The following is a 25,640-nucleotide window of genomic DNA, read 5'->3' as shown; positions in this document are numbered from 1 at the left end:
GAACAGGAAGCGTATGCGACAGCCTGCAATCACGCAGTATATCGATGCTTATTGGGACAAACTTGTTCGTCAACAGCCGGAAGATCAAAAAACCTTAATTGGCTTGCCCCATCAATTTATGGTGCCAACCCACGACCCAACCTTTCAAGAGATGTTTTATTGGGATAGTTTTTTTATTGCGCTGGGGTTGGGTGGCACGCGCTACGAAACAGTGATCGAGGGCATGGCTGAAAACATGGCCTATCTCTACCAGCGCTTCGGGGTGATTCCTAACGCTAGCCGTTATTATTTTCTTTCACGCAGCCAACCACCTTTCTGGACCCAATTGATTTGGCTGGCCTATCAAACCAAACAGGCCGCTGGCGATCCTGATAGTGCTACTTGGTTACAACGCCTGATGGCACTCGCTGAGCAGGAGCATGCCAGTGTTTGGCTGGCAACCGCCCATCCCCATCAGCGCCAAGTGCATCGTGGTTTGTCGCGCTATTTTGATATTAATTATTTGGATACCCTAGCCTGTTGCGAAAGTGGCTGGGATCATTCAACCCGCTGCAATGGCCAATGGATGAGCCATTTGCCAGTAGATTTGAATAGCATTTTGTATCTGCGTGAGTGCGATTTTGCCCAAGCCGCCCGTTTGCGTGACGATCATGCGGCAGCCGAGCAATGGCAAGTCCGCGCAGCTCAACGCGCCGAAACGATGCAAGCAGTTTTTTGGGATGCAGCCAGTGGCTTTTTCTATGATTACAATTATCTCAATAAAGTGGCTGACCTAGATAACCCTTCGTTAGCCGGATTTTACCCCTTGTGGGCTGGTTGGGCGACTGAGGCTCAGGCGGCACAGGTGGTTGAGCAATGGTTGCCAAGCTTTATGCGAGTTGGTGGTTTGGTGACAACGCTCAAAACCCATGCCAGCTATCAATGGGCTAGCCCCAACGGCTGGGCACCATTGCAATGGATTGTCGTCGAGGGTTTATTGCGCTACGGCTATCAATCCCAAGCACGCGAAGTCATGCAAGCATGGTGTACGCTCAACGAAACCGTCTTCGAGCGAACCAACGCCATGTGGGAAAAATACAATGTGGTTGACCCAACGGGCGAAGTTGAGGGCGGCAAATATGGCTCGTTGCCAGGCTTTGGCTGGTCGAATGCGGTTTATCTCGATTTCAAGCGCCGCTTAACCCAACCAACGATCGAACGCTGGAAGCTTGGCGAATAACGCTTAATCACATCAATCGACCCACTCCTACAATGGCGTGGGTCGATTGATCGATTTAGCCAAGGCCGATAATCAGTTGTTGAATCAAACTAGCCATCGCTTTGAGATCGGCCAACTGAATATGTTCATTGATGACCCGAATGTTACTATCGGGGCGTTGAATTCCCAAGGCAACGGCTGGCACATTCATCCCAGCGGTAAAAAGATGTAGTGGCACCGAGAATGGCGCAAGCGGCACAATTTGCGGAGTTGAGCCATAGACCTGTTCAATTGCTGTCGCCAAGCTATTCAGCAATGGTGTGCTCAACGCATTCATTGCGGGCGGATAGGCACCCTTAATAATCTCCAGATGCACATCATGGAAATCGGCACTATTGAGGTGCTCTCGCAACAAACGGGCAACTTCGGTTGGGCGTTGCTCGGGCACAAGGCTGAAATCGAGCAGCACTTCGGCACTGGCAGGGATGGTTGGCGGTGGGCTATGGCCAGTATCAACGGTTAATTCGGCAACATTACAGGTTGGGTTGAAGGTTTCGGCGCGGGCTAAACCAGCGCCGGTCATGCCAAATAAAAATTGTGGCATACCCCAAGCTTTCAGTCGCGTTTCCTCATCGAGCTGCAAGCCACGAGTGAGCTTGTTGGCCTCACGGCTTGGCGGCACAACTGCATCATAAAACCCATCAATCGTCACTTCTTCGCTATCGTTTTTAATCCGATTAGCCGCCCAAAGAATGCGCCAAGCAGGGTTGGGCACGCTGGTCGCCATATCAGCACCGATCGGAATTTTAGCACCCTCAGATCGCAAGCGTACCAACAAACGCCCACGAACCCCAGCATACAAGTAGGGCAAACGTGCCTGATCGAGCATGCCACCATAGCCAACCACCAAATCGGCAGTTAAATGATTGGCTTGATCGGCAACCAAATTAGCTAATGATGGGCTACCACTCAGCCCATCACCTTCAATTAAAAATGTCACACCAACTGGGAGATCGCCAGTTTCGGCCAAAATTTGGGCCACCGCAGCAATTCGCGCAGCTAAATTGCCTTTATCGCTGGCAACGCCACGCCCATAAAGCAACCCTTCGCGCTCAGCCAAGGTAAACGGCTCATGAAACCAATCACGCCAGACCCCAGCCGGCATCACATCGTAGTGATTAAAAAAGAGCAAGCGTTGAGCGCTTTTGCCAGGCCGATGGGCCAAAATGATCGGTGCGCCTTCAGTTGGGTGCACACTAACCTGAAACCCAAGGCCGCGCAATATATCAGCAATCGTCGGCGCAGCCTGTTCCAAGGCTGGGTCATCGCCAGTAACACTTGGTAAGGCTACCAAGGCACGAGCATAGTGCAAAATCAGTTCATCGAGAGTGGATAGGGGAGCAACCACGGAGCTTCCTCGCAATCGCACGCCGAACAATATCAAGCGGGTATCTCCATTATAACGGATAACCGCCAAGCCAAAACGACAATCGCTAGCAAACTTTTGGCCTATCTTTGCTCGTCACTATCGAAAATCCGTCAGTTGTAAACCAATTAATCAGAGATTGCCCTCTACCAAGGGTAAAATCAAGACTAAAGTCCTACTAGTAATTTAGATAGCTAGGCTTGATGATTATTTTTACTGGTATTTAATGTTTTGCTGTGAGGATGGCATGATCGATTTTAAAACAGTGGGCTGGCAAAAACTCACTGAAACGACCAAACAGGTGCATATTCGTCCGCTTGATTCGTTTGGCGAATTAAAGCAAGTGTTGGATTTACGCTATCGCGGCTATGGTCATTTTGCGGCACCCGATCAAGCGCTTGATATGCTCGATTTGGCTGATCATAGTTTAATTCTGGTGGCCGAATTGGCCAATCGCGGCATTGTCGGCACGCTGCGGCTAATCGATGGCGGGCCTGGCAAGATCGAGCTAGAGCAATTTGTGCCGATCACCACGATTCCCCAATTGCATCAGCGCTCATTTGTTGAAGCAACCCGCTTTACGATTCGCCATTGTCGCGAATTATTGGCAGTTAAGCTGCTTTTATGCAAGGCTTTGTGGATGTATGCGCTGCAACAAGGCCATGAACATGTGGTAATTTCATCGACCCAGCGCTTGGCGAAATTCTATCGGATGCTGATGTTCGAGGATATTGGCTCAGCGGGAATTTATCAACACCCACGCCTTGGCCAAAGCGAACATCGAACATTTATTTTGCCAGTGCATACGGCTTTAGATCGCTATCGTGAAATGCAACACCCGTTGTATGCGTTTATGCAACAGCCTCAACCGAATATTAGTTTGCGTCCAAGCAATAATCGCTATAATTAATCGCGATACCTTCCACATTGGAGCAACTCTATGATTCTTTCGGGAACCCGCCCAGCCGTGATTCAGGCTGTTCAAGCGGTCCGTTTACATGGCAGCATCTTTTACGATGTCACGTTTGCCCACGACGATCAACCTGAGCGTTTGATCAAAGCGCGACTTGGTAGCGAAGTGATGTATGCCAACCCTCAAGCTGGCGATCAGGTAACGATTAGCTACTTGATGAATATGCCAACCCAAGTCAGCAAACGCGACTAAACCTGAGTGAAGAGCGAGGGCAAGGCAAACGTCAAAGGGCAGAAGGCAAAAGAGCATAGAATATAGAGCATAAAATAATGCTGCGGCTTCTTCGCGATTTTAGCCTTCGTGCCCTTCGTGTCCTTCGTGGATCAAAGCCAATAACCAAAAACCTATCCAATCCTGATCCCTAGCCCCTGAAACCTAATCCCTAATCATGCTTGACAAACAAATTTTTCGGCGTACCATTTAATTAGTTAGATTAACTAAGCAAATAGTTGCAATCTATCAGCAGTAGTTTGCATGGGCTGGAAACAACCAGAGACTGCTGCTTTTTGATGTGGAATAAATTGGACATGCTAGTTGCGAGGGTATTTCATGGCGGCGACAGTGCAAGATTCAGAGCAATCACCAAAAGGCGGGTTAGCCTACAAATGGAAGGTATTAATTTCGGTTATATTCGGGATCTTCATGGTGATTCTGGATACGACTGTCGTAAACGTGGCATTTCGCACAGTGCAACAAGATCTCGGGGCGACGATCAACGAAGCCCAATGGATTTTGAGCATTTATGTCTTGATGTTGGGGATTAGCACGCCAATTTCGGGCTATATGGCTGATCGTTTTGGCCTCAAGCGCACCTATGTGATTGGGCTTTCAATCTTTGTGCTTGGCTCGTTTTTGTGTGGGGTCGCACCAACAGTTGAATTATTGGTCGTGGCGCGGGCAATTCAAGGGCTTGGCGGCGGTTTATCGACCCCACTTGGTACAGCCTTCATCTATGGCGCATTCCCGCCCAACGAACGTGGCAAAGCGCTTGGGGTGTTTGGGATCGCCATGGTACTTGGGCCAGCCTTGGGGCCAATTCTTGGTGGCTTGTTGGTCGATAACGATCTTTGGCGCTGGATTTTCTTCATCAATGTGCCAATTGGCATACTTGGGGTAAGTTTAGCGATTCGCTGGCTCAAGCCAACCCCACCAACTGGCAAACCCAAACTTGATGTGCTGGGCTTGATCACCTCCACGGTTGGATTTGGCTCGGTGCTGTATGCTGCCACGATTGCCGCCGAACAGGGCTGGGAATCAGGCAGCGTCACGATGTGGTTTATCATCGGCGGCATTAGCTTGGTGCTCTTTGGCTTGATTGAATTATTCGTAGCCAAAGAACCCTTGCTCGATTTGCGCTTATTCAAAAAACCAACCTTTACTATGGCCAATTTGGTGGGCTGGGTCAGCGTTTTGGCCTTGTTTGGGGCCGAATTTTTGTTACCCTTATATTTACAAGTGCTGCGTGGGCGCACCGCTTTAGAAACTGGCTTCATCTTGCTGCCCTTGGCGATTGCCGCTGGCTTTGCCACGCCAACAGCTGGGCGTTTATACGATAAAATCGGCCCGCGCCCGTTGATCGTAACTGGCTATGCGATTTTGATTCTCAACACGTGGCAACTCTCGAAATTGCAAGCCGATACCTCAATTGGCTGGATTATGTTCTTGCTGGCCTTGCGCGGCTTGGCGCTGGGCATGACCGTGCAAACCACCTTCGTCACAGCACTATCAGATGTTGATTTGCCCAAAGTGCCGCGTGGCTCGGCTTTGATCAATGCCACACGCCAAGTGATTCAATCGATTGGTGTGGCCGTGTTGGCGACGATTCTCGCAAGCACAACCTCGGTGGCAACCAAAGAATTTCAAGAGCAATCGCAGGCTCGTGCTGCTGAAAACGCCCAGGCTGGAGTTGCAACTGCTGCATTTGGCCTGTGCGAAACCCCAGGTGTTGACCCAGCCAAGAATTTGCCTGCTGGCATGGAGCAAGCACCAGCTGCGATGCAGGATCAGGTTCGTAGCAGCATTCAACTGGCTTGTACTGAACAAGTTGCTGGCTTTGAAAAAACCTATCACTTCACCTTTTATGTAGCAATGGTGGCACTCTTCCTTGGCTTATTCCTGCCTGGTTGGCCACTCAAGTGGGCTGGTCGCGGCGGAACTGCCGGAGCGGCGGCTGCTGCCAGCCATTAGTGCGGTAACACTAGCCGTCATTAACGCAGCAGCGCAGAGTATGTTGATTTACTCTGCGCTACTGCGTTAATTGCATTGATCGCAATAAGCCCTAGCAATTTTTGATTTTAGACCAAGATTTTGCAAAACAACCGTGCGATTGACGGTATAATACCAACTCTATATCAGGAGGAACTGCAGATGAAACGCCTCAATGTTGTGGCTCTGTTGAGCTTACTGTTGGTTGTGCTGGGCGCATGTGGCGCAGAATCAGCAACTCCAACGACTGCTCCAACAACCGCTTCGACCACCGCTCCCGTCGCTGGCAAGATTGATCTTGCTGGCCGTGAAGTCAGCATCGCCGTCGAAAACTTGTACCCACCATTCAACTACATCAACCCCCAAACGGGCAAAGGTGAAGGCTGGGATTACGATGCTTGGACTGCGATCTGTGCTGAGTTGAACTGTAAACCAGTCTTCAAAGAAACCTCATGGGAAGGCATGATCCAAGCAGTTGGCAATGGTCAATTCGACGCTGCCGCCGATGGGATCACGATCACGCCTGAGCGAGCTGAACAAGTGGCTTTCTCCGATGGCTATATTCAAATTAGCCAACGCCTGTTGGTGCGCAACGACGAAACTCGTTTCGCCAGCATGGACGAATTCGCCAAAACTGAATTCCGCTTAGGCACGCAAACAGGCACCAGCAACTACGAAACCGCCAAAGGTTTGCTCGATGAAGCCCGCATCCAAGGTTTTGAAACCTTCCCATTTGCGGTAGCCGCCTTGATCAACGGCGACGTTGATGCGGTCATCATGGACGAAACCGCTGGCCAAGGCTATGTTGGCAACAACAGCGACCAATTGAAGCTGGTTGGTGACCCAATCAAGAGCGATCAATTGGGCTTTATTTTCCCCAAGAACAGCGATTTGGTTGAGCCAGTGAATGCCGCACTCAAGGCGCTGCGCGAAAATGGCAAGCTAGCTGAGCTTGAAAAGAAATATTTCGGCCCTGATTTCAAATTGCCCGAATAAGCTCACCAATTCAGTGGTGTGGTGCGTTGATGCACGACACCACTGGGTTTATTCCATCCTCTCCTTAGGCATCACAAGGAGTTCCCATGGCTGTCGACCTTCCGCCTTCAACCTCGCTGCAACCCCCAACCAACAAACGCCTTGATTGGCGCACAATCCCATGGTGGCTGGTCGCAATTGGCCTGATCATCGCCTTTATGGGCTTTCGGATTATCAGCGACCCTGAATATACCCGCATTTTCGAGACGATTCTGACCGGACTTGGCACAACCTTGATGGTCACAGGTATTTCATTTATTTGTGCATTGATCTTGGGTTTGGTGCTGGGGTTGGGGCGCGTTTCACGCAATTTAATCTTGCGCAATCTCTCGATTGGCTATATTGAGTTTATTCGCGGTGTGCCAATTTTGGTGCTGATTTTTACCATCTCATTTGCGATTGTGCCAGCGTTATCCGATTGGATCACGATAAACGGCCAGAAACTGACTGTTCCGCTAACTGCTCGGGCGATTATTGCGCTGGTGTTAATTTACGCGGCCTATATTGCCGAAATTTTCCGCGCTGGGATTGAATCGATCAGCCGTGGCCAGATGGAAGCCGCTCGTTCGTTGGGTATGACCCATGCTCAAGCGATGCGCTATGTGATTTTGCCGCAAGCATTTCGTAATGTGATGCCAGCCCTAGGCAACGATCTGATCGCGATTCTCAAAGATTCATCGTTGGTATCGGTATTGGGGGTGCGCGAAATTACCCAAGTATCACGGCTTTCGGTTAGCTCGTCGTTTAAATATGAAGAAACCTATTTTATTCTGACCGCCTTCTATTTGACCATGACTTTAGTGCTGTCATTGCTGCTGCAATGGTTGCAACGAAAGATGAGCAGCAATGTCCACTAAACTTGCCAATTCCAATCAACCAATGATTAGCATTAACAAGGTCAGCAAGTTTTTTGGCGATTTTCGCGCCTTAGATGAGGTCAGTCTCACGGTTGATCGCGGCGAAGTGTTGATGATTGTCGGGCCTTCTGGCTCTGGCAAATCAACCTTGTTGCGCTGTATCAACCATCTCGAAGTGCCCGATGCAGGCGAAATTATGATCGATGGGAAGCATGTTACGCCCAAAGAACGCGAATTAAATGCAATTCGCGCTGAAGTTGGCATGGTTTTTCAGCGTTTCGAGCTATTTCCCCATCTGACGGTGCTCGAAAATATTTGCTTGGCGCAGCAAAAAGTGCGCAAAAGTTCACGCAGCGACAGCGAAAAAATCGCCCGTAGTTTGCTTGAAAAAGTTGGTATCCCTGAGCAGGCCAATAAATATCCACCCAAACTTTCGGGTGGTCAACAACAGCGCGTCGCGATCGCCCGCTCATTGGCAATGCAACCCAAAGTGATTCTATTCGATGAGCCAACCTCGGCGCTTGATCCTGAGATGATCAACGAGGTGCTTGACGTAATGTTGACGCTGGCCAGCGAAGGTATGACCATGGTTGTGGTTTCGCACGAAATGGGCTTTGCCCGCAAAGCGGCGCATCAAGTGGTCTTTATGGATGGCGGCACGATTGTCGAGCAAGGCACGCCCGACCAAGTGTTTGGTGCACCCCAACATGAACGCACCAAATTATTTTTATCGCGGATTTTGCATTAAGCGCTCAAGGCTAAAATTAACGCCCAAACCACCAAGCCGCTAACACCCAGCCAACGATGCCGACGGGTGCTAGCTCGCTGCAAGGGAAAGAGCGCCAAAATTGGGATGATTAAGCTGACCAACCACCACTGCTCAACGCCATTCCACCAACGCCAAACTAAGGCTACACCTGTGCTAAGCCATGTTGCGAAAAAAAGCGCATGATGCAACCAACGCCAACGCCCCAAACGCAGGTGCAAATATTGGACACTTGCGCCCAGCGCCAAGGTTGCACAATAGACCACACACGCCAGATACAGCATTAATTCAGTTGCTCGGCTACATCGGCTAGCGCTTTTTGCAAGCGATCAAGGTAGCCATTGAAGGGTGGTTGGTTCAAATCAAGCGTAATTGGCACATTCAAATCGACTGCCACGCTGGTGGAAATTGCCACAGTTTGGTTGAAATTAATCGGCACATTGGTCGAAACCGGAATCGTGACATCAATCGGAACAGGAATGGTCAACGAGCCAAAACCAGTATCGACGGGCAATTGCAAGGTATCTTTGATCTGCACCGAGGTATTGATTGGAATGTTCAGGGATTGATTGATTGGCACATCGAGCTTGATCGGCACGGTTTGGTTAATTGGCACTTGATAGACTAAGGGTTCACGCCGTGCTTCATCGAGCGCCGTTTGCAATTGGCTAAGTTGTTGGTTGGCGGTCGAACGCACCTGAAACAGCGTGCTGATTGTCCAGCCATGGAGCGCCAACGACCCAATCACCAACAAACTTAATGTCCAAAATGAAGCACGACGTTGTTGCATAAGCCTACTTTCTGGTAGCAGAGCGTCGCCGCCACCACCAAATGCCAATAATTCCAACAATATTGCCCACGCCAAGCGCGAGAATCATCGCCCACAACGGTGGATCTTGGGCGATTGTTTGGGCCAGCACGATCATTTGATAATCAACTCCCGTGGAAAGTTGGTCAAACATTCAGCGCCAGTGGGGGTCAACAGCACATCATCTTCAATCCGCACGCCACCAATTCCGGCTACATACGTGCCTGGCTCAACCGTAAAGACCGTACCAATTGGCAGGGCAACGGTGTTGGTGCTAGCGATATAGGGCGGCTCGTGAATTTCCATACCCAAGCCATGGCCTGTGCGATGGATGAAATAACGGCCTAATTCGGCATCCTCAACCACTTGCCGCGCCAGCCGATCAACCTGTGCGCCGCTCATGCCTGGTTTGGCTCCAACACAGGCAGCGCGATTGGCCGCCAAAACGGTTTCATACAGCATCCGTTGTTGCTCGCTTGGCTCGCCAACGCAAACAGTGCGGGTAATATCCGAGCAATAGCCGCGATACAACGCCCCACCATCCAAAATTACCAAATCGCCAGTTTGGATTTGGCGCTCGCCAGTCGTATGGTGTGGATTAGCACTATTTGGGCCACTCGCCACAATCGTGGCAAATGATGGGCCTTCGCCACCCTCAAGTTGCATCGCTTCTTCCCAAATCCGGGCAATTTCGCGCTCGGTTCGGCCTGGATGAATCGCCTCAATTGCGGTTTTAAGCCCTGCCTCAACAATTCGCACAGCTTCACGCATCAGGGCAATTTCATCATTGCCTTTTTGCATGCGCAAGCTTGCGATCGCTGCACTGGCATCGATGCTATGCACGCCCGCGACTTCTTCTAAAGCGCGTAATTCTAGCACCCGCATCGTCGTATATTCTACGCCAACGGTGCGGCCAATCAGGCCCGCAGCTGCATTGCGCAAGGCATTCATCGGGCCTTCATCATCGCTCCATGGAAACCAACGTACCGCCACTTCGCCGCTATATTCGGCTAAAGCACGCGGTTGCTCCAAGGCCGGCAGCACAATATTGATGCTCTGACCATCAGCAGCGATCAACGCCAAGGCCAAACGCTCACTTAAATGCAAGGTCAAGCCCGTAAAATATTGTAAATTAGCCCCAGGCATCAACACCACATAATCCATCCCTTGCGGGCGGGCAGCGCTAGCCAAACGTCGAATTCGCACGCCACTCATGCTACAACCTCCACCAAATAGAATATGCTCAGTATAGCACTCTCGCTCAAGGCGTTGATCAATGTGGATAATTTATGGAGAGTTTATTGATTTTATAGATCTCCTCCCTTCCGTCCCTCCGCTGGAGGGAAACGCAGGGTGTTTTCATCCCCCTGCACCCCCTAAAGGTCAATTTGGGGAGACCCATAATATAATGGTATATTCAAAATCAGAGTTGTAGTATGAATATGTAAGTTCTCTTGATTCAATGTATTGTGCTAAAAAACCAAATGACGCGAGCACCACTGCTCGCGCCATTTAGCCTCACCGATATGAGTTTGAATCTAGCGACCTTGGTAGAGGGCGTTGATCAATTCGCCATTCGTGGTGTCGCCGCTTAATTCCCAGAACATCGTGCCGCCAAGACCTTTGGCTTTTACATAGTCAGTCTTGACTTTCATAATGGCTGGGTCATCGTAGGTCCAGAATTGGCCGTTGCCGTAGAGCCAAGCAGCGCCAGCAGCGCTATTTGAGTAGCGGGTCAAGCCTTTAGTTTTCAAAACTTTGTAATCTTCGATCCCAGCTTCGTAGGTGGCTGGCGCAGCTGAGCCAGGTTGGAACAAGCCATTGTTGGTGCTTGGGACATCTTTCCAGCCGCGACCATAGAATGGCACACCAACCACAACTTTATCGGCTGGAGTTCCACCATTCAACCAAGCGTTGACAGCAATATCAACCGAGTAGACTGGGCCTGGATCGCCAGCGATTGAATACAAGTTTGATTGGAAGTTGGTGTTGGCTTCCCAAGCGCCGTGCAAGTCGTAGGTCATGATGTTGATGAAATCAAGGTATTGGTGAATTTGACCAACCTGAATCTTGGCGATCTTGGCTGGGTCGGCTGGGGCAGCAATCGTCAACAACAAGCCTGGGCGAACTGCATTCAATTGGCTGCGGAACTCGCTCAACAAGGCGGTGAAATTTTGGGTATCTTCAGGGCGGAAGTTACAAGTGTTACCACAAGCTGCGGGGTATTCCCAGTCGATATCGATGCCATCGAATACGCCAGCCCAGCGTGGGTCTTTGATGAACAGGTCAACACATGATTTGACGAAGGCAGCGCGGTTAGCTGGCAAGGCAGCATCCGAGAAGCCTGCCGACCATGTCCAACCACCCAATGAAATCATTACTTTCAAGTGTGGGAATTCGGCTTTGAGTTTGCGCAATTGGCCAAAGCTACCGCGCAATACGCCAGTGTCCCAAGTATCAGCTACGCCATCGACGCTTTCAGCAGCGCTATAAGCGCGATCATAATCGGCGTAGGTATCGCCCAATTGGCAGCGGCTGTTGACAACATTGCCAAAGGCATAGTTGATGTGGGTCAACTTAGCAGCTGAGCCACTGGTTTTGATATTGCGAACGTGATAGTTGCGACCGTAGACACCCCATTCAGCAAAGTAGCCGATGATGCGCTTGCCACCAATCCCAGGGGTTGCGGTTGGCAAGACTGGGGTTGCAGTTGCTGGGCGTGGCGTTGCGGTTGGGTTATTTGGCGTTGGCGTAGCCGTGCCAGGTCGTGGCGTTGCCGTTGGTGGCAGCGGCGTTGCTGTTGCTGGGCGTGGCGTTGCTGTTGCTGGGCGTGGCGTTGCGGTTGGATTGCTTGGTGAAACCGCTCGCCACAAGGCTGGAACATCAACTGGATTCCAATTGGGCAATGAAGTATGGGGTTGAATACATTCATATTCGCCGCCAGCATAGCTTACTCGTGCACCAATCGCATAGGCATGATAGTTACCATCCCAAGCAGGTGCGGCTGCCTGAACCTTTTGTTGGCTCAATGCCATCAACATAACAAGAACGGGAATTAAGATAAAGGCTAGAAACCGAAACCGACGATGGATCAAATTCATAATCGTCACTCCTTCGTGGTTACTAGAGATCATCCGACGCGAACGTTCCAAACTGCTAGCCAACTTAGAAATCACTAACTAATTTCATTGGAATTACAAAGACTTTAACCGATTTTTAAACATTTGTCAAGAGGTTTAATTAACAGAATTTAAGCAAATTGATGTTTTGGTTTGGGGCACGGGTTATCAGTGAACAACCTCATATTGGCAGCTATGGAGCATAGTTAGGCCAGTCCCAATTAATCAATATTCTATAAGTGTAATATGCAGATATATTCATTTAATAGTCATTAAATAGATTAATAAATATCAAAATTAGATTGAAGCATGCGCAAATAACGATTATACGACCAAAAGTTGCTAATCAACTAAGTAATCATGATTGTTGCAGCATTTTTACGCCAAATTAAGCATCAAAAGTCACATTCATACCAATCAGGCTATGCTATAATCAAATGCAACGAGAGCATCGTCGCTACTAACCAGCAACTTCTACAATTCAAACATCAATCACATAATTAATCAAACAAGCGTTTTATCGCTGACTACTACACTCAAAGGCCTAATTTGAGCCAATGAGCTATATCAATATTCTAGGTATAGAATATTTCTTGGCATGGAGCAAGGAGTCTTGCATGCTGGCCAATGTGTGTCTGGTGGAGAGTACCCGTGTTTTGCAAATTATGGCAAAGACTCAGTTTCGCGGCGCTGAACAATTACTGACCCAGTTCAATTTATCGACGACAATTGCGATTTGTAGCACCAGTTTTCAGCTTTTGCAATGGCTTGAATATCAACCACAGCAGTATGCCCGTTTGATTTTGGTTGATCAACGTTTGGCCGATGGGCTGAGCATCGCTGAATTAATGCCGCAAATTCGTTCTGAGCATTTTAAACATCGTGCCTTGGCCGATGATGCCAAAATTATTGGCTGGAGCCGTGACGACCAAGCCCAAGAAGTCTTCTATCGCGCTGGCTTGGATGGCTTTATCTCAAAAAATCGTCAATCGCACCAATTGATTCGGGATATTGTGACCGTGTTTACCAATCAAGCTGAGCATCCATGGTTGCAGCTTAATTAAAAGGATGCGCCACCAGCAATCGCTAGTGGCGCATTGTATTTTAGGCCAATACGGCGGCTTCAATCGGCGGCAGCGAGCTTTCATAACGGGCAAAGATCCGACGGTAGTGGCTTGAGCTGCGTAGCAGTTGTTCATGGCTACCTGCTGCCACAATTCGCCCACCATCGAGCACCAAAATCACATCGGCCCAGCGAATTTGCGAAAGGCGGTGGGTAATCAGCAAGGTGGTGCGGCCACGCTGTGCCTCACGAATCGCCCGCTGAATTTGATCTTCGGTCGCGCTATCGATCGCACTCGTCGAATCGTCCAAAATGAGGATGCGCGGGTTGCTCAAAAAGGCCCGTGCCAGGGCGATGCGCTGGCGTTGCCCACCAGAGAGCGTCACGCCACGCTCACCAATCTCGGTATCGTAGCCATTGACGAATGAACTGATAAAATCGTGGGCTTGAGCCGCTTTGGCTGCTTCGATAATTTGTTCACGGCTGGCGCTGGGCGCACCAAACGCAATATTCTCGCCAATTGTGCGCGAAAACAAGAACACATCTTGCTCAATTTTCGAGATTTGTGAGCGTAATGTATCTAAATTCCACTCGCGCACATCAATGCCATCAATTAATACCCGACCAGATTGCACATCGTAAGTGCGGTTGACTAACTGGGTTAGGGCACTTTTGCCTGAGCCAGTTTGGCCAACGATCGCCACGGTTTGGCCAGGTTTGACGCTGAACGAAACATCATGCAAAATCGGTTGAGCTTCATAGCCAAATTGCACATTTTCAAAGCGCAATTCGCCTTTAATCGCTGCTTGATGGCCTTGGGTATTTTCGTCTAGCTCAGTTTCCTCTTTAATTACACCCAAAATCCGGCCTGCGCTGGCGATTCCGGTTTGCACCAAGGTAAAGGCAAATAATGAGATAAAGGTTGGGAAGCGCAACAAGCCAATTAAGCTCATCACGGCAATAATATCGGCAATGCTGATCCGGTTTTGATCGAATAAGATCATCGTGTGCAAAAAGGTCAGGCCAAAGGTGATGCCAAACAGCAAAAGTGGAATATAACGGGCTTCGATTCGGCCTTGCTGGACAAACAAATCGCGAAAGCCTCGCGCATGACGGCGATATTTGAGGCGTTCAAAGCCTTCGCGGGCACTGGCCTTAACCACTTCAATCCCTGAGATGGTTTCTTCGAGGCCAGCATTGAGCTTGCCAAACTGTTCGCGCTGCTCAGCTACCACTGGATTCAAGCGTCGCACATAGCGCCGTACCGCGATGATATAACAGGCCACAAATCCCAATGGGACTAACAATAACTCAAGTTTAATAAAACCAATATAGGCCAGCGGAACCACAATCCCCAAAATACTTTCAAAAATCATGGTACTGCCAGGCACAATCATGCTGGCAAGTTGGCTAGTATCATCGGTGGCGCGGGCCATCAAATCGCCGACCCGTTGACGGTCGTGGTAGGCTTGGCTTTTGCCGAGCAAACTGATATACAGCTCTTCGCGGGCATCGGCCTCGAAACGGGCGGCAATTGTTTCGCCTGCCAAACTGCCAAACCACAAACAAAAACCATCGCCAACCAACAAGGCTAGGATAATCAGCGAAAGCCGCAGCAACTCGGCAGCATCGAAGGGCACTTCTAGCATGGCCGCCACAGCGCCGATCACAACCCGTGCTTGCGAGTAGGTCACCCACGACCCAAGAAAACACAGTAACACTACACAAGCTAAAAACCAATAGCGCCAAACATGCGCTATAATCCAGCGAATTGAGCTACTTCGCGGGTAGTTATATTCATGTTCAACCGAAAATTCACGTTTGGCCATTAGGTACTCCCACATTTAGCACACGATGGCGCTTGGCAGTCAATCTCGCCACCATTGATCCCATGTCATACAAACATCCGAGCTACAGCATAGCTTAACCGAAATTGCTCAACGTGAGATCGGTCTATCTACCGATTCGTTTGCTGTTTGGAGGAAAAAATGCGTCGTCTGGTTGGATTATTGGCTATTGGCATCATTACACTTGCCGCTTGGCCGCAAGCAAGTTTTGCCCACAATCTTTGTTTCAAAGAAACAGGCTTTTGTCTAGAAGAACCGTTTAGCGATTATTGGGATGATAATGGTGGCTTGGCAGTCTTTGGTTATCCGCTTGCTGCCGCTGCTGATGAGCGTAACAGCGATACTGGCAATATTTACTCGACCCAATGGCTTGAACGCAATCGCTTTGAAGTTCACCCCGAAAATGCAGGTACACCCTACGAAATTCTCCTAGGGCTGTTGGGGAAAGATCGTTTAGCTCAACTTGGGCGTGACATCGGGCCAGCGGTCGAAGCCAAAGATGGTTGTCTTTGGTTTAAAGAAACTGGACATAATGTTTGCGATCAAAGCCAAGGTTTAGGCTTTAAAAACTATTGGCAAAGCCATGGCCTCAAGATCAACGGGTTGAGTGCCTACGAACGCTCGTTGCAGTTATTTGGCTTGCCATTGACCGAAGCCCAAGTTGAAACTAACGCTAACGGCGATACGGTCGTTACCCAATGGTTTGAACGTGCTCGTTTCGAGTGGCATCCTAATAATGTTGATCAATATAAAGTGTTGCTTGGCTTATTGGGCAAAGAGGTTCGTCAATCGACAGTGCCTGGCTCAAGCCCAACGCCGATGCCTACCGTATATCCAATTACGCCAACCCTCACCCCAACCGAGGAGCCTATGCCAGTTGTGCCGAGCGCAACTCCCAGGCCGCGACCAACCAATACTTCAGTGCCAACGGCAAAATCCCTACCCTAAAATAACCTAATTGAGCCTTGCGCAGCATCGATCATTGGTGCTGCGCTTATTTAGTTTTACGTAAACTCCGAGTAGCATGGTTCACGATCCAGCGGGTTTCAGCGCTTGGCGATTCAGCCAGCCATTGCGCGGTTAATTGCTCAACCCAACTTGGCTGGGTTTTGCTGGCATCGTTGAGCCAATTGGCGACTGAAAGCTGGACATAGCGGCTGGAATCGGAGCGCACTGGAGTTAAAAGCTCAAGCGCCAAGCTTGGGTTTTGTTTTAATTGATTGATATGGCTGCACCAAACGCCGCGTGGACGCAACGACTCAATTGCAAACCGCCGAATATTCTCCGAACTATGCCTAACCCAAGCCTGTAATTCACTCAGGCTCGTGGCTAAATCGGCGGCAAGTTGTGGTCGCAATGCTAGCCAAGCCCATTCGCGCACGCCAAAATGAGCATCATCAGCCAAGGATTGCACCAACGTTAATCGCTCAACAATGCTCAAATCAGCCTGATCGGCCAACATAAAGGCGGCCCAACCACGTACCGTATCAGCGTGATGAGTTGCTACGCGACTGAACGCGCCAAAACCTAAATGTTGATTGAGCATCTGCCCCATTGTTTGCATACGTTTGACGACTCCTGCGGTTGGCTCATAGCTCGCCAAAGCAGTGGCAGGCAATTCGGCAAAACAATGTTGCACTAATTGTTGAAAATCAATCGCCAAACCTTCCATTAAATTAGCAGTAGCGAGTTGGCCAGTATTGAGTTGCTGTAAAATGTCAGGCGGAATATTGGCCAGTTTGGTTGCGCCCTTGCGTGATTCAGCCATTGTGAATCCTTTGAATAATCGCTCAAATGTTCGTTTGTATGATACTTGAGCTAACACTAATCGGCAAATCTTTATTAGTTTGGTTGTTTCCAATGATCACTGTTTAGTGGATTAGATCTTCCGATAGCCCAAAACCTATAGCCATCCGTTCTCTGCGTCTCTGCGTTAAATACGGCTTACAATTGTGTAATACAGCCAAGAATCGCTCAGCATTAAACCTCATTCAAACGGCGGATTGACGAAGCAAGCCAAGGTATGGTAGCATCTAGCACAATTCAATAGCCCAACTGTGATGAGGCCATGTTGTTTGAATCACACCATCAGGGAAGCAGCGCCATAGATTGGGAGCGTTGCTGGCACGGATGCAAACAATACCCCCTCTGAGTTCATCGCCCAACGCCATATGGCTAGTAGACCGATGCGCTTTGTCCCCGCTAACGGACAACTTAAGCAAATTAGTGCTTGCTAATTTGGAAATTAGGTGGAACCACGAGGTTTATGTTTGCCTTCGTCCTATGTGTGATGGACGGGGCTTTTTTGTTTAACAGCACCACAGGAGGTTTTGTATGGGTTACGGCTATGGCTATGCACCACCACCGCCACCACGCCGCCGCGGTTGTCTGTTTGGTTGTTTGACCACCCTGACAGTATTTGTATTTTTGGCCTTGGGTGGCCTGTTGGGAGTCTATTTCTATTTGCGGCCAATGCTCAGCGAACAAGCAGGCAATACCTTGGGCGGTCAACTCGAACAGCAAATTGATCGCAAGCTTGATGAGCAACTTGGCGGCCCAAATAGCGAAATTCCTGCTGGTTTTCAAGGCGTAGTTCAAGTGACCGATACTGAAATCAACCAGTATATTCAGGCTAATCCCAATGAAATTAGCCCCTTGGATAGTGCGACGGTGCGTTTTACGCCAGGTCGTTTGGGCGCGACCGTTGGCGCCTATGGTATGACTGGTAGCGCCAGTGCTGGGGTTCAGGTAACCGCCGATGGCCGAATTGATGTGGTTGATGCGCAAATTGATGGCGCTCTCGGCTTTTTCCTTGATGCTGAGCAATTGGCGCAAACGCTTGAAACCAAGCTCAACAGCCAATTAACTACCAATGGCCAACGGATTACCGCAATCGAAGTCGGCGAAGGCGTGCTCACCGCCACCGTCGAAGCCCAATAACAAGGATGAATTATGAGGGATGAGGGATGAAAATGTTTGATCTCCATCGATTCTTGAATCTATCAATGATTGGATGCTTCATCCTTCGTCCTTCATAATTCATAATTTCAGAAGGGGGTGATCGTTCTGGACGAAAGTGATACTGACCCAATTAATCACTTAAAGGAGCAGAACAATGTTGGAATATTTAATTGCCTATGCCCCAGTTCAGGGCGATGCTCCCTGTGCTGCCGAGGCTCGCGAATGGCCCGACCGCGCCGCGATGGAGTCGCAATTACTCGCCGAAGGTTGGCAACTGATCGAAAGTGCTGAGTATCGCGCCGCCATGCTCAAATTGGTCTATCAGCGCGATTTGGCCCACCAACCTGAAGCCCCACGCCATCTCATGCCATGTTGGTAACTTTTAAAGGATGAAGGATGAATTATGAATTATGAAGTTTGCTAAGACCTGACTATTTCATCCCTCATCCTTCATCCTTCATCCCTGTATTGAGGAGTTTTCTTATGCCACCAGTCAATCCAGATAATGATCCACTGTATCGCTTGCGTCACTCAACGGCGCACGTGTTGGCCCAAGCTGTGCTCGAAATTTTCCCCGATGGCAAGATTGCGATTGGCCCGCCAGTTGAAAATGGTTTTTACTACGATTTTGATTTGCCACGGCCATTAACGCCCGATGATCTCAAAGATATCGAGGCCAAAATGCGCAAAATTATCAAGGCCAAACATCGCTTTGCTTATCGCGAAGTTTCAGCAGATGAAGCCCGCGAATTGTTTAAGAATCAGCCCTACAAACTTGAGTTGATCGCTGGTTTGGCGAAGGGCGAGGATGAATATGGCGAGAAAGCCGCTGCCAGCGATACGATCATCTCAACCTACAAACATGATTCGTTTGAAGATTTGTGCAAAGGCCCACACGTCGAAAGTTTGGGCGATATTCCGCCGAATGGCTTTAAGTTGCTGCGTGTTTCGGGTGCATACTGGCGTGGCGATGAAAAACGCCCAATGTTGCAACGGATTTATGGGACGGTCTGGCCATCGAAAGAAGAGCTTGATCATTACTTGTGGCAGCAAGAAGAAGCCAAAAAGCGTGATCACCGCAAGCTTGGCCGCGAATTAGGCTTGTTCACCTTCTCGCAAAAAGTTGGGGCGGGCTTGGCGTTGTGGTTGCCCAAAGGCGCAATTCTGCGCGACGTTTTGGAGCGATTTTTGCGCCAAGCGCAAATTGAACGCGGCTACTTGCCAGTCGTCACGCCGCATATGGGCAAGATAGATCTCTACAAAACGAGCGGTCACTGGTATACCTATCGCGATGGCATTTTCCCGCCGATGCGCGAAATCGAAAATGATGACACGGAAAACCCAGAGGGCGAAATTTATCTGCTCAAGCCGATGAACTGCCCACATCATATTGAAATTTATGCTAGCGAACCGCGCTCGTATCGTGATTTGCCCCTGCGCTTGGCCGAATTTGGTACGGTGTATCGCTACGAACATAGTGGCGAATTAACGGGTTTGCTGCGGGTACGCTCGTTCACGGTCGATGATTCGCATCTGTTCGTCACGCCCGATCAGCTCGAAGCAGAATTTTTGAAAGTTGTTGACTTGATTCTCTTCGTCTTTGGCACGATGGGCTTGAAAGATTTCCAAGCGCGGGTCGGCTTACGCGAGGTGGGCAATCCCAAGTACATCGGTTCGGATGAGGTCTGGGAAAAAGCCCAAAATGCGATCATCAATGCTGCCGAAAAGAAAGGCCTCAATTATGTTGTGGTCGAAGGCGAGGCAGCATTCTACGGGCCAAAACTCGACTTCATTTTCCGCGACGTGCTTGGTCGCCAGTGGCAGCTTGGTACGGTGCAGGTCGATTACAACTTGCCTGAGCGTTTTGAAATTGAGTACACGGGCGAAGATGGCCAAAAGCATCGGCCAATTATGATTCACCGTGCGCCATTTGGCTCAATCGAGCGCTTCGTAGGCACGTTGATCGAACAATATGCAGGGGCGTTTCCGGTCTGGTTGGCACCAGTTCAAGTAACGTTAGTGCCAATTACCGATCGTCATGTGGCGTATGCCGAGTCGGTGGCGGCCAAATTGAATGCTCAAGGCTTGCGAGTTGAAGTTGATGCCAGCAACAACCGGATGAACGCCAAGATTCGCGATGCCCAAAAGCTGAAGATTCCGTATATGTTGGTGGTGGGCGACAAAGAAGAGGAAGCCGGCGCTGTGGCAGTGCGCCAACGCTCTGGCGGCGACCTCGGCTCAATCAGCGTCGATGAGTTCATCGCGCGGATTAGGGACGAAGTAGCCAATTACCAATAATTAAGCGAAGCCCTGCGATCAGTGCTCAGCCATTGATCGTGGGCTTTTTTATTTAATGCACTAAAAAAGCGACAGGCGTTTGGTGCAGTACCAAACGCCTGTCGCAGAGGGATCAACCAACGATCAATGGTTAGTTTTTGGTAACCATTGGTAAGTAGACACCCCATGGAGCGGTTACTTGGCGGGTTGCAATCGACTTGTTACCATAGCTGTCGGTTACTTCCACGCGGACGGTATGCACTTGGCCAGGGGTTGCATAGGTATGAGCAACCGGAGTGCCTGCTGGTGCAGTGACAAAGGCCGAACCATCGCCGAAGTCCCAGCGATATTCGACTGGTACTGCTTCGTATTCTGAGTTCAGATCGACATCAAACCAAACTTGTGAAGCACGAGGCATCACAATAATGTCGCTGGTTGGGTCGTCCCAAAGGACGCGGAAGAAGGTTTGAATCAACTGTTGACGCGTGGTTGTATCGCCCAAGTTGTTGACCCCTTCCAAGCCGAAGGTCGTGTAGATCGTGCGGCCCAAATAGCTGATGCCAGGGCTTTCTAAGCTTGGTTGGGCGCGATGCAGCCGTCCAGCGGCCACGTCTTCTTCGCCTTCGATTGAGAACAACGAGCGAATTAATGGATCGCGGTTGGGATCGAAGTCGGTGCCATACAGCGATTCAAGTGCATCAACGCTGGTTTGGTTACGAGCACCACCACCAGCGGTTTCGCTGGCATCAATATCAATCTCCATGGTTTGGAACACTTGAGGCGCTTGGGCTGTGGCAGTGATGAGCGAGGTAACGGTCATCGCATTCGATGAGTTGATATTAGCTCGAACATATTCGCCACTCAACACGCTACTATAGAAGAATGATTCTGTGTTGGAGCTGGTTGAGTTGAGCACATGGGCCAAATTCTGCCCCATGGCGATGATCGTCCCACCATTGTTGGCATACTCGGTCAAACGATCCATGTCCAAGGCGGTTAATGGCGTGGCAACTGAAAGCTCACCATTGCGGCGGTTGTAGTTGCCAGTGAAGTAGATAATTGCCTTGTATGGATAGAGTTGTTCGGCTGGTGGCAAGAAGGTGGTTACGCTGCCAGCTAAATCATCAACATCTAAGACCTGATAGCTCAAATCCATTGCTTCAAGCGTTTCGGTGTAGTAGCGGGTAACATCGATGTAGGCACCACCAAGTGATGAGCTACCATCGTTATCAATCACCAATACATCGATGTTTGAAACAGGCTTGGTTACGCGTGCCCAAGCAGGCATGTGTGCATCGTGGGTTGTGCCATCAAGCACAATAAAGCCTTGATTATCACCATAGCCCCGCCCGGCCAGACTGTTGAAGGTGACGGTAAATTGGGTACTACCATTGGCTGGAACGGTGATCGAATTGGTTGAAAGGGTTACCCCTGCCATTGCGGTGATATTGCTAAACCCGCCACCAGTGTATTGAGTGCTCAGGTTGTAGGTTTCGGCAACACTGGTGGCGTTGCTGACAGTTACCTGAATCGACTTGGTGGTGCCAGTCAATACTTGGCCAAAGCTCAAACTTGGTGGGCTTAAGAAAACACCTGGATCACTAGCTTTGCTCAAATCGATCCGACCAGCGCCCATATCCAAGGGTTGGGCTGGCGAACCATCAGCAACCGTTACCCCAATATACTTCGAGGTGCTCATCAAAGCCGATTTGATTTGGTCGTTGGTCCAGCTTGGGTGAGCTTGGCGCAACAGGGCTGCCGCACCAGCAACGTGTGGCGCAGCCATCGACGTACCCGATGCCGTGCCATAGCCAAGGTGGCGGGCTTCGCCGCTTGCCCCAGGCGTATAGCCATGCGAAAGAATATTAACCCCTGGTGCGGTAACGTCAGGCTTCAACACATCGCCAACGCCTGGGCCGCGGCTGCTAAAGCCTGCAATTACGTCAGCAGTGCTTGGGGCAAGATAGGTCGATGGGTTGATTTCGGCAACTGAAGCAGCGCCATGTTGAGCATACCAATTGACCAAACCAGTCCCTTGGTTAAAGCCAATCATAATTGCTGGAATGGTGACTTGCGCACCAACTGCACCAGCACCCATGTTGATCAAGGTGTTGCCATTGGCGGCATTGTTGTAAATAATGACAAAGCTTGCACCAGCATTTTGAGCATTCAACGCCTTAACCCCGAATTCACACGTACCACGTTGAATCAAGGCAATCTTGCCGGTAAAGCTGGTTGGACCGAATGGGCTACAGCCAAGCGCATTGGTTGGCGAGATAACGCTTGCAGGTAGGTAATTGTTGCTGACAAGGGCATTAATTGGCCCGCCAAAGCTAGCAGCAGCAATTGGAATTGTTTGCAGGGTTGGCGAAATTGGGGTAGGTTGGGTTACATTCAACTGGCCAGCAGCAAAGGTTGCTTGGGTCGTGCTGGCTGCTACCACAATATATTCATCAGAAGGATGATCACTGGTGCCTTTGTTGGGGCCAGCATTGCCTGCCGACATTGAAACAAAAATCCCAGCATTTGAGGCGTTAATCAAGGCCGTATCAAGGGCATCGAATTCGCCGCCAATGCTGCCAGGGCCACCGCCCCATGAATTATTAACGACATCAGCTTCGTCAGCTACGATATCTTCGAGCGCAGCAATCCCTTCAGCATTGTAGAATGAGCCAATGCCATTGACGCTGGCATAGAACACACGATAGCTCATAACCCATGCTTTAGGCGCAACCCCGCTAGTGAATGGCAAGTCTAGGCCACTAAAGGTTGCGGTTACGACATCGCCAGCGGCAATCCCAGCGGTGTGAACCCCGTGCGGTGTGCCATTCGTGCCTGGCCATGGGTTTTGGTCGCCATCAGCGGGGCCATCCCACGTGCGGAAGTAGGTGCGTGAAGCAATAATTTTGCCGTTATTGTTTTGGGTCAAGCCCAACCCATTTGCCGGATAGCCAGCAGGGTAGCTGTAGCCTGCGCCACTAAACATGGCTCCATCTTTGTGCACGCCACCGTCCATCGAGGCAATTTTGATGCCTGCTCCTGCATTTTGGCGGCCACCAATTCCCGCGCTATCCCACAAGGCTGGCGAACCAATTAAGGTGTTGCTCACATGCAAATCAGCGTGTTGCGCTAAGTCGAGGTAAACCCCCTTGACATTGGGCAAGGCTTCCAGAATTTTGCGAGCGTCATCACGTTTGGTGTTGCCAACATTGACGGTCATGCCGTTAAACACCACGCTATAGCGCAGTTCGTCGAGGTCGCCAAATTCATTGACAAAGCTTTCGACGCTGGCTCCAGGCAAGGCTTGGCGCATATCAGTCACGAAGCGGTTTTGTTCAGCTTCGAGTTGGGCCAGGTAGGTTTGGGCATCAGCTGCCTTCAGATCCAAACGTTGGTTGGCGTTGCGAGCTTTATTGGTGCTTTTGCTCCATGCAGCCAAGGCTGGCGATTGCAACTCGATAATCAAGCGATGCGAAGGCGTTGCGGTTGGGGCAACACTGTCGCTGGTCGCAGGGGCATAATCAGTTGTTAGTGGAGCTTTTTGAGCTGTCGTGGCTAATGGCTGCGCGAATAAGCTAATCACCAAGGTGAGTAAGCTCAATAACACAGCCCAACGTGGTAGGAAACGATTCACCAGTCCTCCTTGAGCGCTATGCCAAACCCTACCAAATGATTGTGGGTGTTAGTGGAATTGCTTGTGGTTGGTTCATTGAGGTAGGCGGCGCTAAAATGCAGATGGCTAGCATTATGCACTGAACTCTACACTTATGCAAATAGTGCCTAGCCGCCAAACTTCGCGCAGAGTGCGTTGGCGTTATTTGGCTAGCTAGGATATTGGCAAGCCCTACACTGATTAAGCTTTTGTTTGTAGTTCGCTTAGGAAACTTGTGCCATACAGTGGTTGCTCTAGCCCAAAAATCTCGGCAATCGTCGCCGCTAGGTCGCTCAAGGTCTGACGAGTGCCCAAATTGACTCCGCTAGGAACTTCGGGGCCAAAAACCAATAGCGGAACATATTCGCGGCTGTGGTTCGAGCCAGGGGTGGTTGGGTCAACGCCATGATCGGCGGTAATTACTACCAGATCGCCAGCCCGCAATTTGGCTTGCAACTCAGGCAAACGCTGATCAACCGCCTTCAAGGCGTTGGCATAACCAACCGGATCATTGCGATGCCCATAGATCATATCAAACTCGATGAAGTTGGCAAACAACAGCCCTTCAAAATCGACCTCTAGAAATTCAAGCACTGCCTCTAAACTGGCCGCATTATCAACGGTATGGTTGGAAACGCTGATGCCGCGATTGCCAAAAATATCGTCGATTTTGCCGACCGAATAAACTTGTTTGCCCGCCGCCACCACTTTATCTAAAATGGTGGGGGTTTCTGGAGTCAGGGCATAATCGTGGCGGCGAATGGTGCGCTTAAAGGTTTCGGGGCTATCGCCAATAAATGGCCGCGCAATCACCCGCCCAACTGCATGCTCGCCAACCAAGATCTCACGCGCGATTTCGCACATTGCATACAACTCTTTGGGAGTAATCACGTCTTCATGGGCCGCAATTTGAAAAACACTATCAGCTGAGGTATAGACAATTGGATTACCCGTGCGAATGTGTTCCATGCCTAATTCTTCAAGAATATCAGTGCCTGAGGCTGATTTGTTGCCTAGCACGCCACGGCCAATTTTTTGCTTAAATGGCTCGATCACCTCGGCTGGAAAGCCATCGGGATACACCGGAAATGGCGTTGGCAAGACGATTCCCATCATCTCCCAGTGGCCTGAAACCGTATCTTTGCCTTTCGATAGCGGTTGCATTTTGCCATAGCTGCCACTAAAAGATTCAGGGCAGGCGACACCCTGCATTTCACTAATACAGCCAAGCCCTAGCGCTGCCATATTGGGTAGATCAAGCCCATTGATAGCTGTGGCTGTGTTGGCCAACGAGTGGCTGCCTACATCGCCATATTCAGCGGCATCAGGTGCTTCGCCAATTCCCACACCATCTAAAACAATTACCGTTACCCGTTTAATATCCATCCTAATACTCCTTGTAAAACGTACTGATCATACAACCTTCAGCGCTCGCTCAGAAGCAGCGCTTTGG

Annotated in this window: 21 protein-coding genes; 12 read left to right on the top strand and 9 right to left on the bottom strand. The window is 49.9% G+C overall.

From position 1 onward, the window contains the following. Positions 1-13 precede the first annotated feature (13 nt). Positions 14-1,219 (top strand): alpha,alpha-trehalase, encoded by a 1,206-nt coding sequence (locus LCH85_06835; GenBank protein MCA0351695.1) that lies wholly within the window; start codon positions 14-16, stop codon positions 1,217-1,219. Positions 1,220-1,274: 55 nt separating this feature from the next. Here the strand turns inward: LCH85_06835 and LCH85_06830 are convergent, their stop codons facing one another. Next, positions 1,275-2,606, bottom strand: a complete 1,332-nt coding sequence (locus LCH85_06830; protein MCA0351694.1) for a M20/M25/M40 family metallo-hydrolase — start codon at positions 2,604-2,606, stop codon at positions 1,275-1,277. A 265-nt stretch (positions 2,607-2,871) separates the two neighbouring features. Between LCH85_06830 and LCH85_06825 the strand changes: the two genes are divergently transcribed. From LCH85_06825 to LCH85_06800, 6 genes are all read left to right on the top strand, one after another. Beyond that, on the top strand, positions 2,872-3,534 hold the full coding sequence (locus LCH85_06825; protein ID MCA0351693.1) for a hypothetical protein: 663 nt from the start codon (positions 2,872-2,874) through the stop codon (positions 3,532-3,534). A 30-nt stretch (positions 3,535-3,564) separates the two neighbouring features. Continuing rightward, positions 3,565-3,789, top strand: coding sequence for a hypothetical protein (locus tag LCH85_06820; GenBank protein MCA0351692.1), 225 nt, complete (start codon positions 3,565-3,567; stop codon positions 3,787-3,789). Between the two features lie 357 nt (positions 3,790-4,146). Continuing rightward, on the top strand, positions 4,147-5,784 hold the full coding sequence (locus LCH85_06815) for a DHA2 family efflux MFS transporter permease subunit (protein MCA0351691.1): 1,638 nt from the start codon (positions 4,147-4,149) through the stop codon (positions 5,782-5,784). 180 nt (positions 5,785-5,964) lie between these two features. Then, positions 5,965-6,798 (top strand): transporter substrate-binding domain-containing protein, encoded by an 834-nt coding sequence (locus LCH85_06810; protein ID MCA0351690.1) that lies wholly within the window; start codon positions 5,965-5,967, stop codon positions 6,796-6,798. Between the two features lie 86 nt (positions 6,799-6,884). Continuing rightward, positions 6,885-7,694 (top strand): amino acid ABC transporter permease, encoded by an 810-nt coding sequence (locus LCH85_06805; protein MCA0351689.1) that lies wholly within the window; start codon positions 6,885-6,887, stop codon positions 7,692-7,694. 22 nt (positions 7,695-7,716) lie between these two features. Next, positions 7,717-8,442 carry an amino acid ABC transporter ATP-binding protein gene (locus LCH85_06800; GenBank protein MCA0351688.1) on the top strand — a complete coding sequence of 242 codons (726 nt, stop codon included), beginning with the start codon at positions 7,717-7,719 and terminating at the stop codon, positions 8,440-8,442. Here LCH85_06800 and LCH85_06795 read toward each other — a convergent pair. The 4 genes from LCH85_06795 to LCH85_06780 form a co-directional block, all read right to left on the bottom strand. Further along, the gene (locus LCH85_06795) at positions 8,439-8,744 is read right to left on the bottom strand and encodes a hypothetical protein (protein ID MCA0351687.1); all 306 of its coding nucleotides are present in this window, start codon (positions 8,742-8,744) and stop codon (positions 8,439-8,441) included. The two genes, LCH85_06800 and LCH85_06795, sit on opposite strands and share 4 nt — an antisense overlap. Then, positions 8,744-9,250: a hypothetical protein gene (locus tag LCH85_06790; protein ID MCA0351686.1), complete on the bottom strand. Its 507-nt coding sequence runs from the start codon at positions 9,248-9,250 to the stop codon at positions 8,744-8,746. Before LCH85_06790 ends, LCH85_06795 begins: the two co-directional genes overlap by 1 nt. A gap of 132 nt (positions 9,251-9,382) precedes the next feature. Further along, positions 9,383-10,483, bottom strand: a complete 1,101-nt coding sequence (locus LCH85_06785) for a Xaa-Pro peptidase family protein (GenBank protein ID MCA0351685.1) — start codon at positions 10,481-10,483, stop codon at positions 9,383-9,385. Between the two features lie 323 nt (positions 10,484-10,806). Beyond that, positions 10,807-12,369 carry a chitinase gene (locus LCH85_06780; protein MCA0351684.1) on the bottom strand — a complete coding sequence of 521 codons (1,563 nt, stop codon included), beginning with the start codon at positions 12,367-12,369 and terminating at the stop codon, positions 10,807-10,809. A gap of 635 nt (positions 12,370-13,004) precedes the next feature. On the opposite strand from LCH85_06780, the gene LCH85_06775 reads away from it, so the two are divergent. Then, entirely contained in the window at positions 13,005-13,451 is a 447-nt protein-coding gene (locus tag LCH85_06775) for a hypothetical protein (GenBank protein MCA0351683.1), read from the top strand. Between the two features lie 40 nt (positions 13,452-13,491). Here the strand turns inward: LCH85_06775 and LCH85_06770 are convergent, their stop codons facing one another. Then, the gene (locus LCH85_06770; protein ID MCA0351682.1) at positions 13,492-15,279 is read right to left on the bottom strand and encodes an ABC transporter ATP-binding protein/permease; all 1,788 of its coding nucleotides are present in this window, start codon (positions 15,277-15,279) and stop codon (positions 13,492-13,494) included. 159 nt (positions 15,280-15,438) lie between these two features. Between LCH85_06770 and LCH85_06765 the strand changes: the two genes are divergently transcribed. Further along, a complete protein-coding gene (locus LCH85_06765) occupies positions 15,439-16,245 on the top strand; it encodes a hypothetical protein (protein ID MCA0351681.1) in 807 nt (268 codons plus the stop codon). Between the two features lie 46 nt (positions 16,246-16,291). Here LCH85_06765 and LCH85_06760 read toward each other — a convergent pair whose 3' ends face one another. Further along, complete coding sequence (locus LCH85_06760; protein MCA0351680.1) at positions 16,292-17,065, bottom strand: DNA alkylation repair protein; 774 nt, start codon at positions 17,063-17,065, stop codon at positions 16,292-16,294. A 566-nt stretch (positions 17,066-17,631) separates the two neighbouring features. On the opposite strand from LCH85_06760, the gene LCH85_06755 reads away from it, so the two are divergent. From LCH85_06755 to thrS, 3 genes are all read left to right on the top strand, one after another. Further along, a complete protein-coding gene (locus LCH85_06755) occupies positions 17,632-18,237 on the top strand; it encodes a hypothetical protein (GenBank protein MCA0351679.1) in 606 nt (201 codons plus the stop codon). Between the two features lie 175 nt (positions 18,238-18,412). Beyond that, entirely contained in the window at positions 18,413-18,637 is a 225-nt protein-coding gene (locus LCH85_06750; GenBank protein ID MCA0351678.1) for a hypothetical protein, read from the top strand. A 104-nt stretch (positions 18,638-18,741) separates the two neighbouring features. Further along, positions 18,742-20,556, top strand: coding sequence for a threonine--tRNA ligase (thrS, locus tag LCH85_06745; protein ID MCA0351677.1), 1,815 nt, complete (start codon positions 18,742-18,744; stop codon positions 20,554-20,556). A gap of 130 nt (positions 20,557-20,686) precedes the next feature. On the opposite strand, the gene LCH85_06740 is transcribed toward thrS, so the two are convergent. Further along, a complete protein-coding gene (locus LCH85_06740) occupies positions 20,687-24,169 on the bottom strand; it encodes a S8 family serine peptidase (GenBank protein ID MCA0351676.1) in 3,483 nt (1,160 codons plus the stop codon). A gap of 219 nt (positions 24,170-24,388) precedes the next feature. Then, positions 24,389-25,573: a phosphopentomutase gene (locus LCH85_06735; GenBank protein ID MCA0351675.1), complete on the bottom strand. Its 1,185-nt coding sequence runs from the start codon at positions 25,571-25,573 to the stop codon at positions 24,389-24,391. Positions 25,574-25,640 lie beyond the last annotated feature (67 nt).

The organism is Chloroflexota bacterium, from assembly GCA_020161265.1.
Lineage (GTDB): Bacteria > Chloroflexota > Chloroflexia > Chloroflexales > Herpetosiphonaceae > Herpetosiphon.
The sequence above is the reverse complement of the archived record's forward strand: the minus strand, read 5'-3'. Positions and strand labels throughout refer to the sequence as shown.

Bases quoted from the DNA above. Each gene is read 5' to 3' on its own strand.
- LCH85_06835 (MCA0351695.1), top strand. From the start codon at position 14: ATGCGACAGCCTGCAATCACGCAGTATATCGATGCTTATTGGGACAAA.
- LCH85_06825 (MCA0351693.1), top strand. From the start codon at position 2,872: ATGATCGATTTTAAAACAGTGGGCTGGCAAAAACTCACTGAAACGACC.
- LCH85_06820 (MCA0351692.1), top strand. From the start codon at position 3,565: ATGATTCTTTCGGGAACCCGCCCAGCCGTGATTCAGGCTGTTCAAGCG.
- LCH85_06815 (MCA0351691.1), top strand. From the start codon at position 4,147: ATGGCGGCGACAGTGCAAGATTCAGAGCAATCACCAAAAGGCGGGTTA.
- LCH85_06810 (MCA0351690.1), top strand. From the start codon at position 5,965: ATGAAACGCCTCAATGTTGTGGCTCTGTTGAGCTTACTGTTGGTTGTG.
- LCH85_06805 (MCA0351689.1), top strand. From the start codon at position 6,885: ATGGCTGTCGACCTTCCGCCTTCAACCTCGCTGCAACCCCCAACCAAC.
- LCH85_06800 (MCA0351688.1), top strand. From the start codon at position 7,717: ATGATTAGCATTAACAAGGTCAGCAAGTTTTTTGGCGATTTTCGCGCC.
- LCH85_06795 (MCA0351687.1), bottom strand. From the start codon at position 8,744: ATGCTGTATCTGGCGTGTGTGGTCTATTGTGCAACCTTGGCGCTGGGC.
- LCH85_06790 (MCA0351686.1), bottom strand. From the start codon at position 9,250: ATGCAACAACGTCGTGCTTCATTTTGGACATTAAGTTTGTTGGTGATT.
- LCH85_06785 (MCA0351685.1), bottom strand. From the start codon at position 10,483: ATGAGTGGCGTGCGAATTCGACGTTTGGCTAGCGCTGCCCGCCCGCAA.
- LCH85_06780 (MCA0351684.1), bottom strand. From the start codon at position 12,369: ATGAATTTGATCCATCGTCGGTTTCGGTTTCTAGCCTTTATCTTAATT.
- LCH85_06775 (MCA0351683.1), top strand. From the start codon at position 13,005: ATGCTGGCCAATGTGTGTCTGGTGGAGAGTACCCGTGTTTTGCAAATT.
- LCH85_06770 (MCA0351682.1), bottom strand. From the start codon at position 15,279: ATGGCCAAACGTGAATTTTCGGTTGAACATGAATATAACTACCCGCGA.
- LCH85_06765 (MCA0351681.1), top strand. From the start codon at position 15,439: ATGCGTCGTCTGGTTGGATTATTGGCTATTGGCATCATTACACTTGCC.
- LCH85_06760 (MCA0351680.1), bottom strand. From the start codon at position 17,065: ATGGCTGAATCACGCAAGGGCGCAACCAAACTGGCCAATATTCCGCCT.
- LCH85_06755 (MCA0351679.1), top strand. From the start codon at position 17,632: ATGGGTTACGGCTATGGCTATGCACCACCACCGCCACCACGCCGCCGC.
- LCH85_06750 (MCA0351678.1), top strand. From the start codon at position 18,413: ATGTTGGAATATTTAATTGCCTATGCCCCAGTTCAGGGCGATGCTCCC.
- thrS (MCA0351677.1), top strand. From the start codon at position 18,742: ATGCCACCAGTCAATCCAGATAATGATCCACTGTATCGCTTGCGTCAC.
- LCH85_06735 (MCA0351675.1), bottom strand. From the start codon at position 25,573: ATGGATATTAAACGGGTAACGGTAATTGTTTTAGATGGTGTGGGAATT.